The following is a 15,160-nucleotide window of genomic DNA, read 5'->3' as shown; positions in this document are numbered from 1 at the left end:
GTAATATGCGTTAAAGTGTTCTAAGAAACAGCCCAATTTCAGAAGAATAGCCCATTGATTTTGCAATAACGGTATTTTTATCATCAATGACATAATAACTTGGATAACCTTCTATCTTGAATTGATGCTTGATTTGCTCTGTACCTAAGGCAATAGGGAAAGTTAATTGATGCTGGCTAGAAAATTCAAAGACCTCTTTTTTATCGACATAATCTAATGCAATGGCGATAACATTTATCTGTTGGTTCTTTTCATATGTCTCTTGAAGATTACTGATACTGATATGACATATTTGACACCAAGGAGCAAAAAAATAAATAATGGTAGTTTTCTTAAAATTGGCAAGTTCAATGGTTTTATCATCGAGCGTTTCTAATGAAACAGTTTGTGGCGTTATCTGTTCTCCCGTTGATAGCATGTCTGATTCTCTGAACATTGTCAGTGATTGAAAGATAGCTAAAAACACCACAGCTTGAATAAATAAACTCTTCAACACAACTCACCTTTATAAATAATATAATAACGAAATAGTTATATTTATAGACCCGATCACCAGATTAAAAATTCAAATTAAAACAAAAAAAATCCAATACCTAGGTATTGGATTTTTATTGCTATTAATAGAGGAAGGTTAACAAGTAGCGTTAGCCTATCTGTGTTAAACCATTCATGTAAGGTTGTAATGCTGTTGGAATTTTTACACTGCCGTCAGCTTGTTGGTAATTTTCTAAAATAGCGACTAATGTACGACCAACCGCTAAGCCAGAGCCATTTAAGGTGTGCAATAATTCAGGTCTCTTCGTTTCACTGCTTCTAAATCGTGCTTGCATGCGGCGAGCTTGAAAGTCGCCCATGTTAGAACAAGAAGAGATTTCACGGTAAGTATTTTGTGCAGGCAACCATACTTCGATATCGAATGTTTTAGTTGCACTAAAACCAATATCACCCGTACATAAAATAACGGTACGGTAAGGTAATTCTAATCTTTCAAGAATTTTTTCAGCATGACCTGTTAAGGCTTCTAACGCGGTAAATGAATCTTCTGGCTTAACAATCTGCACCATTTCAACTTTATCAAACTGATGCTGGCGAATTAGACCGCGAATATCACGACCACCTGAACCGGCTTCACTTCTAAAACATGGGGTATGCGCGCACATCTTAATAGGTAACTCTGCCTCTTCTACAATTTCATTTCTTAATAAATTTGTTAAAGGGACTTCAGCCGTTGGGATCAAAGAGAATTTTTTATTACTTAAATCAGTGTGAAATAAATCTTCACCAAATTTAGGTAACTGTCCTGTGCCATAAAGTGAATCTTGATTCACTAAATAAGGCACGTACATTTCTTGATAACCATGCTCTTCGGTATGAACATCAAGCATTAACTGTGCAAGCGCACGGTGCATTTTAGCAATTTGGCCACGTAAAACCGCAAAACGTGTTCCCGCAAGTTTAGCACCACTTTCAAAATCTAAACCGTTGCCAATACCAGCACCAACATCAACATGATCTTTAACTTCGAAATCAAAGACACGGGGTGTTCCCCAGCGTTTAATTTCAACATTATCATCTTCACTTGCCCCGTCTGGGACTGAATGGTCGATTAAATTTGGTACCGCCGAAAGAATATCATCAATTTTAGCAAGCACATCATCTTGTTCAATTTTGGCAGCATCTAGATCAGCACCTAATTGACTCACTTCAGCTAATAATGGCTGAATATCTTCTCCACGCGCTTTAGCTTGGCCAATAGATTTTGAACGGGTATTGCGTTGATTTTGTAATTCTTGGGTTTTGATCTGAAAAGCTTTTCGTTGCTCTTCTAAATCGATTAATAACGCAGTATCTAAAGAAAAGCCACGTTTCGCTAATTGTGCCGCAGTGGCTTCGATATCATTTCTAAATAATTTTGGATCAAGCATTTTATTCACATCTACAAGTTAAGTGGTTGTTTATTTATTTTAGCTCTGCTTACTTAGTCGCATAAGTTACTAAGTACAGCCCAATACCAGCAGCAAAAACACATAAGCTGACATTAAGTAATATATTTATCATGCCTTTTAGGAATTCACCTTGTTGCATTAACAAAAGTGTATCCAATGAAAAGGTTGAAAATGTGGTGAAAGCTCCTAGAAACCCGATACCTATTAGGGTTCGGTAGACACTTACTTCAATTACACCATTTTCAATAAGACCATATAAGGTACCCATGATCAATGAACCGGAAATATTAACCGCCAATGTCGCAAAAGGGAAACCTTTTCCGAGCCAATTCAATATTAATTGCGAAAAATAAAAGCGTAGACTTGCCCCACACGCTCCGCCAAGTGCTACAAATAGATATAATGAAAAGGTACTAATGGTATTAGTCATAACGTTTATTATTACTTTGGTTATTTAATTCATTGAGAAAATTTTGTTTATCTTTTAACTGTTTTTCCAAGCCACGGTCTGTTGGTTGATAAAGCGAGGTATGTTGCAAGGATTCAGGAAAATAATTTTCTCCTGCAGCAAAGCCATTATCTTCATTATGAGCGTACCTATATTCGCTGCCATGACCGAGTTCTTTAGTAATACTACTGGTGGCATTTTTTAAATGGAAGGGGACGTCGAGCTCTGCAGTATTTTTAGCAAGCTCTTTGGCCTGGTTAAAAGCCATATATACGGCATTACTTTTCGGTGCTAAAGCCATGTATACAGTTGCTTGAGCTATAGCTCGCTCACCTTCACTAGGTCCGACACGCTGAAAAGTATCCCAAGCATTAATAGCGAGTTGCATTGCTCTAGGGTCGGCATTACCAATGTCTTCACTGGCGATCGCTAACAGCCGACGGGCGACGTAAAGTGCATCTCCGCCCCCTGCTAATATTCTCGCGTACCAATAAAGTGCGGCATCAGGAGAGCTACCGCGCACAGATTTATGAAAAGCACTGATTAAATCATAAAAGGCATCACCACCCTTATCGTATAAAGCAATTTTATTGCCCGCTACTTGTACAACAGTTTCTAAAGTAATGGTGATTTTGGATCCTGACAGAATATCAACGCAGTTTTCAAAGACATTCAATAGACGTCGTGCATCGCCATTAGCCAAGGTTAATAATTGCTGCTGGGCATTATCGGCAATATATATCTTAATGTTTTTGCTGTTTTGCTGATTTTCACAAGCGCGCGTTAAAATAATTGATAAATCATCACGCGTTAACTTTTTTAAAGTATAAACACGTGCACGTGATAAAACCGCTTGGTTAAGTTCAAAAGCGGGATTTTCAGTGGTCGCGCCAATAAAAATAATGGTGCCATCTTCAATAAAAGGCAAAAAAGCGTCTTGCTGTCCTTTATTAAAACGGTGAACTTCGTCAACAAATAACACGGTGCGTTTTTTATGGCGAAGTAAACGTTGCTTAGCATTATCTATTGCTTGACGTATATCTTTAATACCCGAGGTTACCGCCGATAAGCGTTCAACCTCGGCATTTGCATGACTAGCGATAATTTCTGCTAAGGTGGTTTTGCCTGTACCCGGCGGCCCCCAAAAGATAACAGAATGACACTTCCCCTGCTCAATCGCGATCGTTAACGGCATACCTGGCGATAAGATATGTTGTTGACCTTGATAATCGGCTAATGTTTTAGGGCGAAGTTTGGCCGCTAATGGTTGAAACTGATCATCGTCATTGTCAGTTTTAATCATTCCTTCATCAGCGAAATCTAAAGGTAAAGAGCCATTAGCGTCGTCGTTAGCGTTGATCATCTAACTCAACACCTTCGGGTATTTTAAAGGTAAATAGTGCACTTTTGGGAACAGTTACTTGGTCAAACTGTGAAAGCTTAAACAGGCTTAACTGCCCTGTTGCGTCTAAAATAGTAAAGCTGGTAAGCATATTACTATTTTTCTTAAAACGTAATTCTAACGTCTTCACTTGGGCATTAGTATCATTAGCATGAATGAGGTAATTGTTTTCATCGGTTGAGCTAACACTATAATGTTGCCATAGTGTTGGATCGCTGCTTGTTAATAATAAAATGGGGGTGTTGAGTAACGCTTTTTCTAAAAGATAAGCACTAACCTGCTCTACAAACGGGTCAAAAAACCATAAGGTATCACCATCTGAAACGATTAATGACTCATCTGGTTCTGCCGTTTTCCAGTGTACTAAGTTAGGTTTTTTAACCGCTAGAGTGCCCAAAGCGTTTTGTAACTCATTACCTTCGGCATCCAGAACTTGCTGGTTAAAATTCGCCGTAAAATATTCAAGTTTTGCTAATTTTTGTATTAAATTACTTTTAATGATTAGAGCATCGTTGCTTTGCTTATCTATAACATTGGTCGGTTCATCGAACGGCAAAGCAAAAACGGAGGTACTTGCACTGCTTAATACAACAACAGAAAAAAATGATAAAAGTGCTGTTTTTTTTAGGGAAAAATTCATTCAGTTATCCTTATAACTTGACTACATAAGTCGGGGAAAATAACACCTACAAATCTCTTACAGGTGGTGGTGCCAATACTTCACGGGCACCGTTATGGCCTGGTGAACTTACCACACTTTGGTTTTCCATATCTTCAACAATACGTGCTGCACGGTTATAACCAATTCTAAATTTACGTTGCACACTTGATATGGAGACACGTCGACCTTTAGTGACAAATTCAACCGCCTCGTCATACAAGGTATCCAGTTCAACCGCTTCATCGGCTTCGGCTTGCTCTCCGGGTAATAAAATTTCATTATCAGTATCACCTGACAATATTTCTTCAACATAATTAGGTTCGCCACGAGACTTCCAGTCGGCAACAACAGCATGTACTTCGTCATCGTTAACAAAAGCGCCGTGAACACGCACAGAAACAGCCTCGCCAGGCGGTAAATAAAACATATCTCCCATGCCTAACAGCTGTTCAGCACCTTGTTGGTCAAGAATAATACGTGACTCCATTCTTGATTGTACTCGCAGTGCCATACGAGTTGGAATATTTGCTTTAATTAAACCGGTAATTACATCCGCTGAGGGACGTTGAGTCGCTAAAATTAAATGCATACCCGCCGCTCGGGCTTTTTGAGCAATACGCGCAATAAGTTCTTCGACTTTTTTACCTGCAACCATCATCATATCGGCAAATTCGTCAACGAGTATAACAATCGCAGGCAATTTTTCTAACAAAGGCGGCGTTTGCGTAAAAGCATCATTAGGTTGCCAAGTAGGATCGATTAACGGCTCTCCAGCTTCAATAGCATTAAGCACTTTTTCATTGTAGCCCTTAAGGTTACGTACACCCAGAGACGACATAAGTTTATAGCGACGTTCCATTTCACCGACACACCAGCGCAGCGCGTTAGCCGCTTCTTTCATGTCGGTAACCACTTCAGCTAACAAATGTGGAATACCGTTATAAACAGAGAGTTCAACTTGTTTGGGGTCGATCATTATCATCCGCACATCTTCAGGTGTGGATTTATACAATATACTGACAATCATGGTATTAACCGCAACTGACTTACCTGAGCCTGTTGTTCCTGCTACTAATAAATGAGGCATCTTGGCTAGATCGGCTATCACGGGTTTACCTGAAATATCGCTACCAATCGCCATGGCTAAATGGGATCTTGATGCAGCAAATGCCGGGGCAGAAATGACATCAGTAAAATACACCGTTTCTCTATATTTATTGGGTAACTCAACACCAATGACAGATTTACCTTCAATAACTTCAACGACTCGGACACTTTTAGCAGATAAGGAACGGGCAATATCTTGCGACAAACCGCTTACTTTACTGGCTTTAACACCTGGCGCTAAATTTAACTCGAAACGGGTAATAACAGGTCCGGGATAAACACCAACGACTTCAGCTTTTACACCAAACTCTAAGAGTTTTTCCTCAACTAGTCGACTGACTAATTCAAGCTCTTTCTCGTCAATAGGGTTTTCAGTCCGGTTGGGGCGATCTAATAAATCAAGCCCCGGTAGTCCTTGGTAAGTTGCGCTATCTCTTTTTACGGTGACCTTTATCGGTTCTTCAACATTGATTGGATCAACTTTCTCAAAGGCAGCCGTTATTTCATCATCGCTAACATGTTCTTGAACATTAAAAGCGAGTGGTTCACCGATAAGGTCATCTATTGCAACAAAGTGCTCGATGTCCTCTTCGAGATCAAAAGAAAGATCTTTTTTACTCGGTGCAATAATGTCTTCATATTCTTGTTCATTTATTGCATCAAAAGCATGATGTAGCTCTTCGTTTTCATCCACTAGATTTTCATCTACTTGAAAACTTACCGGTTGTTTTTCAGTTAGCTCAGGTAAAGCCTCTGGCTGTTCTTTTTTCTCAACAGTACTAACCAATACTTGTTTTTTTACTTTTTCAGTCTTCAATGCAGTGAAGTAGGCTTGTAGTTTTTGAGGTATCGTTAATAAATATTGGGCGAATAGTATTGTATAAGCACCGGTTTTATCAATAAAGGCGATCAATGAGAAACCGGTTAGTAGCACAAAACCAGAGAGGAGAAAGGTCAAGAATAATAAAGTACTACCGACAAAAGAAAAATAAGGCAGCACCGTTTGACTTAACGCGTCACCAATAATACCACCGGCTGAAAAGTAAAAGACATCATCAAAATTCATACTGGCAATTGATGTTATACCAATATAAAAAAGAATAAAGCCAATACACTTTAACCCTAAGGTTAAGTAATCTAATTGAATTAAGCGATGATATTTTTGAAACAATAACCACCCTGTTATTGCAGTAACAAAGGGTAGACTATAAGAAATAAAACCAAATAAGTTTAACAGTAGGTCAGAAATATAAGCGCCAACAGCACCGCCTAAATTACGAATAGGTGTTTGATAACCACTTTGAGACCAACCAGGATCAGCGGGGTTAAAGCTAAATAGCGCTAACATAATAAACATGGCAAAAAGAAAAGAAACCAACAAACCAGCTTCTAGTAATCGTTGCACACCATTTAATTTACTTTGAGTAGGAGATTCTGTAGACAATATAATAAACCGAGTTAATAACTATTTTATAGCCATACCACTCAAGTTGCAGTAATACGGGTATGTTTATATACAGTAAAATAACAAACTATTGTAAGGAGTTAAATGTTTAAATCACTTACTTGAGCTCAATGATGTTATTAACGTTTAATCGGTAGAAAATTAGTCGATTTAACCTCTTCCATAACAACATAACTTCTACTTTCGCTTACTGAGGGCAAACGAAGTAAAGTATCACCTAGTAATTCTCGATAGGCGACCATGTCTGCAACGCGGGTTTTAAGTAAAAAGTCAAAGTTTCCAGACACTAAATGACACTCTTGTATAACATCAAGGTCATGGACCGCCCTAGAAAAATCATCAAAAACATCAGGACTGGTTTTGGTTAAGGTTATTTCCACTAATACAAGTAATGCAGCTTCAAGCTTTTGGGGGTTTAATATCGCTTGGTAGCCTTTGATATACTTCTCTTTTTCTAATCGCTTAACCCTTTCTAAACATGGTGTTGGACTTAGCCCTACTCTTTTAGACAACTCTATATTGGATATACGAGCATTCTTTTGTAGCTCAACGAGAATATTACGATCGATGCGATCAATACTTTTGCTTTGAGACGACAACATTATATAAAACACTACATTTTCGAGATATAACAGGATTATATATCGATTTATAAAATATTACGATAGGTTAATTCGAGAATAACGCATTATAATAGCCGCAAATAATATAAAAACATTTAACAGGTGAGACGATTATGATTATTGGTGTTCCTAAAGAAATTAAAAACCATGAGTACCGTATAGGCTTAACTCCAGCAGGCGTTAATGAGCTAACGGTTAATGGTCATGAAGTGATTGTTGAAAATAACGGCGGCGAATCTATTGGTTTTGAAAACGAGCAATATATAGCAGCCGGTGCCAAAATTATAAACACGGCGGCAGAAATTTTTGCAACCGCTGACATGATAATAAAAGTAAAAGAGCCACAACCTGACGAGTGTAAAATGCTACGCCCAGGTCAAATACTATTTACTTACCTACATTTAGCACCCGATGCTAAGCAAACTGAATTATTAGTTGCTTCTGGCGCAACCTGTATTGCCTACGAAACGGTAACCTCTGCTCAAGGTGGTTTACCTTTATTAGCGCCAATGTCTGAAGTCGCTGGCCGTATGTCTATTCAAGCAGGTGCTCATGCGCTTGAAAAAGCACAAGGCGGTTTAGGTGCTTTATTAGGTGGTGTTCCTGGTGTTGCTCCTGCGAAAGTATTAATTATAGGTGGCGGTGTTGTTGGTACTCAAGCTGCTCGTATGGCAATAGGTATGGGCGCTGATGTAACGATATTAGATCGTTCATTACCCCGTCTACGTCAATTAGATACTGAATTTGATGGCCGTTTAAAAACAGTTTACTCTACTGCCGATGCGATGGACCAATTGATTGTTGAAGCTGACTTAGTCATAGGCGCGGTCTTAATTCCAGGTGCAGCTGCACCTAAATTAGTAACAAGAGCCCACATCAAAATGATGAAAAAAGGTGCTGTTGTTGTTGATGTTGCGATTGACCAAGGCGGTTGTTTTGAAACATCAAAAGCAACAACTCATCAAGACCCAACGTATGTTGTTGACGACGTAGTACATTACTGTGTAGCTAACATGCCAGGTGGCGTAGCACGCACATCAACAATGGCATTAACTAATGCAACCATGCCATTTGCGGTAATGCTTGCTAATAAGGGTGCAAAACAAGCCATGCTTGACAACGTACACTTAATGAATGGTTTAAACGTATTAGGCGGAAAAATCACTTACCAACCTGTTGCTGAAGTTTTAGGCTACGACTACATACCACCTGAAGTGGCTATAGCGACTTTATAACGACTGAAAATAATACTTTGTGAGTTCTACATAAAAACAATAAACCTCTGTTATATTTTTAATAGAGGTTTTTTTTAGAATAAATCTAAAAGCTGACCATTTGGTTAGGTTATGTTATATTCAAATAAACATGAAAAAAATAATATAGAGGAAATCAATCATGCAAATTCAAGTAATCGATTATCAAGATAAAGATGCTGGAAAATTATTTGTTCAAAGCTTAAGAGAAACTGGTTTCGGTGTGTTAATAAATCATCCAATTCAGCAAGAGCTTGTTGAATCAATTTATAAAAATTGGTATGAATACTTTAGCACTGAAGAAAAGCGTGAATTAAGCTTTGATCCAAAGAAACAAGATGGCTACTTTTCAACCGAAATATCAGAAACGGCTAAAGGCCATGCTAAAAAAGATATAAAAGAATATTTTCATGTTTATCCTTGGGGCAGGATCCCCGAGCAACTAAAAGAAGAAATTCTTACTTATTATAAGAATGCTTCTGATCTTGCTGCTGAGCTTCTTGATTGGGTAGAAAAATACAGCCCAGAAAATGTATCATCAAAATATTCAGAAAAACTTTCTAATATGATTAAAGACACGCCGAATACCTTATTACGAATTTTGCATTACCCTCCCCTAAGTGGAGATGAAGAACCGGGTGCAGTCAGAGCCGCTGCTCACGAAGATATTAATTTATTAACCATATTACCGGCAGCAAATGAACCCGGTCTGCAAGTACAAAAGCAAGACGGGTCTTGGATTGACGTTCCGAGTGATTTTGGCAGTTTAATTATTAATATTGGTGATATGTTGCAAGAAGCCTCAGGTGGATATTTCCCATCTACCAGCCATCGGGTTATTAATCCTTCAGGTAAGGCCAGTAAAAAGTCTAGAATATCATTGCCGTTGTTTCTTCATCCACGAGACGAAGTCGTCTTGTCTGAACGACATACTCAAAAAAGCTACTTATTAGAAAGATTAAAAGAGCTTGGCGTAAAATAGCGATGAGTGGTGGTGTATAAGGGTTTATATGCCATCACTGTACATTTAATATTGCACTCATAGAAATTTTTATCAAAAAATTAATTTACCCTCTTGAGTTCTTTGCTTAAACTCCCAACTAATACCTTATAATTATACTTTTTATCAATCTTTGGAGTCATTCATGAGCGAAGCAAGACATTGCCCGTTACTCATTTTAGGATCAGGTCCAGCTGGTTACACTGCTGCAGTTTATGCCGCACGCGCAAATTTAAAACCAGTGATGATCACTGGCATGCAGCAAGGGGGTCAATTAACAACGACCACTGAAGTTGAAAACTGGCCTGGTGATGCCGATGACCTTACGGGTCCAGCATTAATGGATCGTATGCAAAAGCATGCAGAAAAGTTTGATACCGAGATTATTTTTGACCATATCAATGAAGTTGACTTTTCGAAACGCCCTTTTACCTTAAAAGGCGATAGCATGAGCTATACTTGTGATGCACTTATCATTTGTACGGGTGCTTCTGCACAATACCTAGGTTTACCTTCAGAAGAAGCATTTATGGGTAAAGGCGTTTCAGCCTGTGCTACCTGTGATGGTTTCTTTTACCGCAACCAAAAAGTTGCTGTTGTTGGCGGTGGTAATACCGCTGTTGAAGAAGCGTTATATTTATCAAACATTGCCTCTGAAGTTCACTTAGTGCATCGTCGTGAAACTTTTCGCTCTGAAAAGATTTTAACTGACCGTTTATACGAAAAAGTTAAAAACGGCAATATTACCTTACACTTAAATCAAACCTTAGATGAAGTGTTAGGCGATAAAATGGGTGTTACTGGTGTACGTTTAAAAGAAACGCAATCTGACACGACTAAAGATATTGACGTTATGGGTTGTTTTATTGCGATTGGTCATAAGCCAAACACTGATATTTTCAACGACCAATTAGCGATGAAAGATGGCTACTTAACGATACAAAGTGGCACTAACGGTAATGCAACACAGACCAGTGTTGAAGGTGTTTTTGCCGCGGGTGATGTAGCTGACCATATTTATCGTCAAGCAATTACCTCTGCTGGAGCTGGTTGTATGGCAGCCCTTGATGCAGAACGTTACTTAGACGCTAAAGGCTCTTAGTCATTAAAAACCAGATTGTCGCATTACTCGATGTCGATGATCTGGCATTTCCACCCTTAAAGCATGCGTTGATTGAACCTAATGGCTTACTTGCTTTTGGTGGTGATTTATCTGTAGCGCGATTAAAGTCGGCCTATCGAAGTGGTGTCTTTCCTTGGTACAGTGCTGGCGAAGCCATTATGTGGTGGAGCCCAGATCCGCGTGGTATTATCCTAACCGACCAATTACGTATTAATCGCACCTTGCGAAAAGTATTAAAACAACAGAACTTCACCGTAACCTTAAATCAAGCCTTTGACCGTGTTATTCATTATTGTGCCGACGCTCCCTTTCGTAAGGAAGATACTTGGATAGTTGATGATATGTTAGCGGCTTATCAACAAATGCATGACAATGGTGTCGCACATTCGATAGAAGTGTGGATGGATGGTGAATTGGCCGGCGGTTTATATGGCGTGGCAATTAATGGCAGCTTTTCTGGAGAATCAATGTTTTATCGAAAAAGCAATGGCTCTAAAATCGCATTAGTTTATTTAAATGCTTTATTAAAAGGCCAAAACATTCCATTAATTGACTGCCAAATGCTCAACCCTTTTTTAGAAGACATGGGCTGTATTGAGGTTTCACGCTCGCAGTTTATGACATTGAAAGCAAAAGCATTAACGGTTTCATTTCCACCGGATTTTTGGCTACCCCGCCAACTGACAGAAGAGCCTTAGTATGAGCACAAATTTTCAGTTAGGCATTACCGGTTCGTTTCCTTGTAACTACTTGCCCAACCAAGAAGAACGTTTACTGATTGCAACCGATGAACGTTTACATAACAGTGAACATTATGGTTGGTTAATGTCACAAGGCTTTAGACGCAGTGGTGATCAGATATACCGACCTCATTGTGAACTTTGCTCTGCATGCAAATCTCTGCGGGTCTTAGTTAAGGAATTTTTGTTATCTAAAAGTCAAAAACGAAATATAAAGAAAAATAACCTATTTACTATTAACATTTCAACTGAAAAAAAAGCTATTTATTACCCGCTGTACGAAAATTACATCAATACTTTACATACCGATGGCTCAATGTTCCCCGCGACAAACGATCAATACAATAGTTTTATCCGTTGTAATGTCACAGAGCAGCTCTACCTTGAAATTTGGCATGATAATCAACTTATTAGTGTTGCAGTAACCGATGTACTAAAAGATGCTCTATCAGCCGTATATACCTTTTATCATCCGGATTATAATAAGCACGGCTTAGGCGTGTTTTCTATTTTGCAGCAAGTGTATTTAGCAAAAGATAGGCAGAAGAACTTTCTTTATCTGGGTTACCAAATTGATGACTGCAAAAAGATGAACTACAAGGATCGTTATTACCCACATCAAGTATTGATAGAAAACAGATGGCAAACAGTAAATAAATAACACTATAGCTTTACATTCCGGCCTGTTTTCGGCATCATCTGCCCAGATTTTTGTTTATGCACAACTTTAGAGGTTTAGCGCCCAATGGCGAAAGAAGAAAATATTGAAATGCAAGGTACGGTTCTTGATACCTTACCAAATACTATGTTCCGCGTTGAACTAGAAAATGGTCATGTTGTTACGGCACATATTTCAGGAAAAATGCGTAAGAACTACATTCGCATATTAACGGGTGATAAAGTAACGGTTGAATTGACACCGTATGATTTATCTAAAGGCCGTATTATTTTCCGTGCTAGATAATTAAGACCCTATAAAGCTAAAAGCCCTGTGAATAATATTCACAGGGCTTTTTTATTGCTTTAGTTTTAGATCCTTAAACCTAACATTCAATCATTGACGATTAAGCCAGCTTTTTTAATAAGCCGTCGCTAGCATCTTCAACTAAATCTAAGACAAACTTAAATCCCCTCGCCCCACCATAATATGGATCAGGTACTTCTCGTTCTTCAAAATTATCTGCATATTCTAAAAATAATTGAATCTTTTCATGTAAATGCTCTGGTGCTAACTTTTTAAGCTCTTTAACATTTTGCTCGTCCATCGCTAAGACTAAATCAAATTTGGTGAAATCTTCAACAATAACTTTACGTGCTTTAATTTTGTCAAATGAGTAGCCACGTTCAGTACCTATCTTTTGCGCACGATGATCGGGCTTTTCACGCGCATGAGAGCCCGTTGTACCCGCAGAATCTATCGTTAAAGAAATACCCTTTTCTTTAACTTTATGACGAAAGACCGCCTCAGCACTTGGCGAACGACAAATATTGCCCATGCAGACAAACAGAATGCTATTTATTTCTTTATAATTCATAAGTTTAGTTACCAATCTCCATGTATTTGACATCTGATCACTAGTGTTTTCATACCAGTAAAATCAATGACTTATGTATTGTTAGTGTATTTAACGAAACTATCTTGAGCTATTTTTATAAGAAGGTAAAGGATAATTCTTGATAGAAAGTTACTTTACGTCAAACTAAATTCAATGGTGTAATAAATCATATCAACAACACTATGACTTTTTCGTGACTGAATTGTTATCTACATCATCTTTCGCAGTATCTTCAACTTTTGGTGTACCGTTAGCATTAAATTCAGCTATTGCTTCACCAGAAGATTCCCAATGCTCTCTTTCTTCTTCGGTTGCTTTGGGTGAGAATAATCCAGTAAAAGCATAGAAGATCCCAATAAGTGGTGCCATCCAACAGGCAAAAGCAAGGGGGATATACAAAAGGTTTTCTATATTGCCATCAGCAATACCAAGACCTAGCGCTGAAATTACAAATGCACCACCCGCATTCCATGGAATAAGGGGAGACATTAATGTTCCACCTTCTTCGATTCCACGTGATAGATTTAAGGTTGAATAACCCATGCCACGGTAAACAGGTGAGTACATTCGTCCCGGTAAAGCAATCGATAAGTAAGGGTCACCAGCAACTAGGTTAGTCGCAAAGGCAGTACCAATCGCCGCTGTTTGAATACCTGCAAAACTACTCACCTTACTCTTAATAGCATTAATAATTGACTTCAAACAACCTGTTTTTTCGAGCGCACCGCCAAAGCCTAGTGCAATTAATATCAAGGAAATAGTCCACATCATCGATTGTATGCCCCCCCTATTTAACAGACTGTCAATTTCTTCAATCCCCGTACTTATTGAGTAGCCATTATTGGCAAAATCAAAAATTGATTGCAGACTCTGCCCCTGAACAACCATTGCCGTTGCACCACCGGCAACAACGCCAGCGAATAATGATGGCATAGGGGGATATTTTTTTATCGCTAAACCCATGACAACCAAAGCAGGTAATAATACCCATCCTGAAATATAAAAGTTTTCGTCTAGGGTGTTAGTTATAGCGTCAATTTTTTCAAATGAAATGCTTTGAGTGTCGATGACGAAAAACCCCACCAACAAATAGATGATAAGAGCGATGAGCATAGCTGGGATGGTCGTTGCCATCATATTTTTTATATGAGAAAAAACATCGGTTCCAGTCACTGCAGGGGCCAAATTAGTTGTGTCGGAAAGTGGTGAAATTTTATCACCAAAAAAAGCACCAGAAACTACAGCGCCAGCTGTCCAATATGCAGGAATGTTAAAACCTTCGCCAATGCCCATTAAGGCTAAACCAACCGTACCGACACTCGCCCAACTAGTGCCAAGAGAAAGTGAAACAACAGCACAAATGACCATACCAGCAGCCAGAAAGATTTCAGGCGAAAGGACCTTTAAACCATAATAAATAATGCTGGGTACTGTACCGCTAGCAATCCAGACCCCAATAATCATCCCAACCGTTATTAAAACAGACACTGAAGGTAAAGCGACGTGAATAACGTGAAAAATTCCTCTTTCAATATCTTTCCATTTCAGCCCTAACTTAATGCCAACAATACTGGTAATGGCTAAACCAATGGCAAGAGGAATGTGTGGCTCAAAAACGCCAAAGTAAAATATTTGTGTCCCAAGAATAAGTAGAGTTAATACGACAGGCGTCAAGGCAAGTAATAAACCCGGATTGGCATTTTTTGTCCGTTTCATTTAAATACCTCATGTTTTGTTATTCATAGATTAGTTGAAGAACAGTCATCGTGATGGGTAAAGCAATAGGCCAATTTAACTTGTTACGGCTTTGAAAGAATCATTACATCGTCGATATAA

General features: G+C 38.6%; 15 protein-coding genes. 6 read left to right on the top strand and 9 right to left on the bottom strand.

Annotation, left to right across the window (positions count from 1 at the left end):
• Positions 1 to 10: 10 nt before the first annotated feature.
• From H4J56_RS07395 to lrp, 7 genes are all read right to left on the bottom strand, one after another.
• Positions 11 to 496: a TlpA disulfide reductase family protein gene (locus tag H4J56_RS07395; RefSeq protein ID WP_310733834.1), complete on the bottom strand. Its 486-nt coding sequence runs from the start codon at positions 494 to 496 to the stop codon at positions 11 to 13.
• A gap of 148 nt (positions 497 to 644) precedes the next feature.
• Complete coding sequence (gene serS / locus H4J56_RS07390; protein WP_070373544.1) at positions 645 to 1,925, bottom strand: serine--tRNA ligase; 1,281 nt, start codon at positions 1,923 to 1,925, stop codon at positions 645 to 647.
• Positions 1,926 to 1,974: 49 nt separating this feature from the next.
• On the bottom strand, positions 1,975 to 2,376 hold the full coding sequence (crcB, locus tag H4J56_RS07385; RefSeq protein WP_146800116.1) for a fluoride efflux transporter CrcB: 402 nt from the start codon (positions 2,374 to 2,376) through the stop codon (positions 1,975 to 1,977).
• Complete coding sequence (locus H4J56_RS07380) at positions 2,369 to 3,697, bottom strand: replication-associated recombination protein A (protein WP_182215268.1); 1,329 nt, start codon at positions 3,695 to 3,697, stop codon at positions 2,369 to 2,371. The genes crcB and H4J56_RS07380 overlap by 8 nt, the downstream gene beginning before the upstream one ends.
• 46 nt (positions 3,698 to 3,743) lie before the next feature.
• Entirely contained in the window at positions 3,744 to 4,436 is a 693-nt protein-coding gene (lolA, locus tag H4J56_RS07375) for an outer membrane lipoprotein chaperone LolA (RefSeq protein ID WP_182259115.1), read from the bottom strand.
• A gap of 46 nt (positions 4,437 to 4,482) precedes the next feature.
• Positions 4,483 to 7,008 carry a DNA translocase FtsK gene (locus H4J56_RS07370; RefSeq protein WP_220465915.1) on the bottom strand — a complete coding sequence of 842 codons (2,526 nt, stop codon included), beginning with the start codon at positions 7,006 to 7,008 and terminating at the stop codon, positions 4,483 to 4,485.
• 140 nt (positions 7,009 to 7,148) lie between these two features.
• Complete coding sequence (lrp, locus tag H4J56_RS07365) at positions 7,149 to 7,631, bottom strand: leucine-responsive transcriptional regulator Lrp (protein WP_182259114.1); 483 nt, start codon at positions 7,629 to 7,631, stop codon at positions 7,149 to 7,151.
• A 134-nt stretch (positions 7,632 to 7,765) separates the two neighbouring features.
• On the opposite strand from lrp, the gene ald reads away from it, so the two are divergent.
• The 6 genes from ald to infA all read left to right on the top strand — a co-directional run bounded on the left by ald (position 7,766) and on the right by infA (position 12,732).
• Positions 7,766 to 8,887: an alanine dehydrogenase gene (ald, locus tag H4J56_RS07360; protein WP_070373540.1), complete on the top strand. Its 1,122-nt coding sequence runs from the start codon at positions 7,766 to 7,768 to the stop codon at positions 8,885 to 8,887.
• Between the two features lie 160 nt (positions 8,888 to 9,047).
• The gene (locus tag H4J56_RS07355; protein WP_182243513.1) at positions 9,048 to 9,887 is read left to right on the top strand and encodes an isopenicillin N synthase family oxygenase; all 840 of its coding nucleotides are present in this window, start codon (positions 9,048 to 9,050) and stop codon (positions 9,885 to 9,887) included.
• A gap of 163 nt (positions 9,888 to 10,050) precedes the next feature.
• Positions 10,051 to 11,007, top strand: coding sequence for a thioredoxin-disulfide reductase (trxB, locus tag H4J56_RS07350; RefSeq protein WP_070373538.1), 957 nt, complete (start codon positions 10,051 to 10,053; stop codon positions 11,005 to 11,007).
• A gap of 68 nt (positions 11,008 to 11,075) precedes the next feature.
• Positions 11,076 to 11,726 (top strand): leucyl/phenylalanyl-tRNA--protein transferase, encoded by a 651-nt coding sequence (gene aat / locus H4J56_RS07345; RefSeq protein WP_259368169.1) that lies wholly within the window; start codon positions 11,076 to 11,078, stop codon positions 11,724 to 11,726.
• A gap of 1 nt (position 11,727) precedes the next feature.
• Entirely contained in the window at positions 11,728 to 12,429 is a 702-nt protein-coding gene (locus tag H4J56_RS07340; protein WP_182215222.1) for an arginyltransferase, read from the top strand.
• Positions 12,430 to 12,513: 84 nt separating this feature from the next.
• A complete protein-coding gene (gene infA, locus H4J56_RS07335; RefSeq protein WP_011043571.1) occupies positions 12,514 to 12,732 on the top strand; it encodes a translation initiation factor IF-1 in 219 nt (72 codons plus the stop codon).
• Positions 12,733 to 12,832: 100 nt separating this feature from the next.
• On the opposite strand, the gene H4J56_RS07330 is transcribed toward infA, so the two are convergent.
• Both H4J56_RS07330 and nhaC read right to left on the bottom strand, forming a co-directional pair.
• A complete protein-coding gene (locus tag H4J56_RS07330) occupies positions 12,833 to 13,303 on the bottom strand; it encodes a low molecular weight protein-tyrosine-phosphatase (RefSeq protein WP_182215224.1) in 471 nt (156 codons plus the stop codon).
• Between the two features lie 201 nt (positions 13,304 to 13,504).
• Positions 13,505 to 15,040, bottom strand: a complete 1,536-nt coding sequence (gene nhaC, locus H4J56_RS07325) for a Na+/H+ antiporter NhaC (protein ID WP_182259113.1) — start codon at positions 15,038 to 15,040, stop codon at positions 13,505 to 13,507.
• Positions 15,041 to 15,160: the final 120 nt, after the last annotated feature.

The organism is Colwellia sp. BRX8-4, assembly GCF_014077345.1.
GTDB lineage: Bacteria > Pseudomonadota > Gammaproteobacteria > Enterobacterales > Alteromonadaceae > Colwellia_A.
The sequence above is the reverse complement of the archived record's forward strand: the minus strand, read 5'-3'. Positions and strand labels throughout refer to the sequence as shown.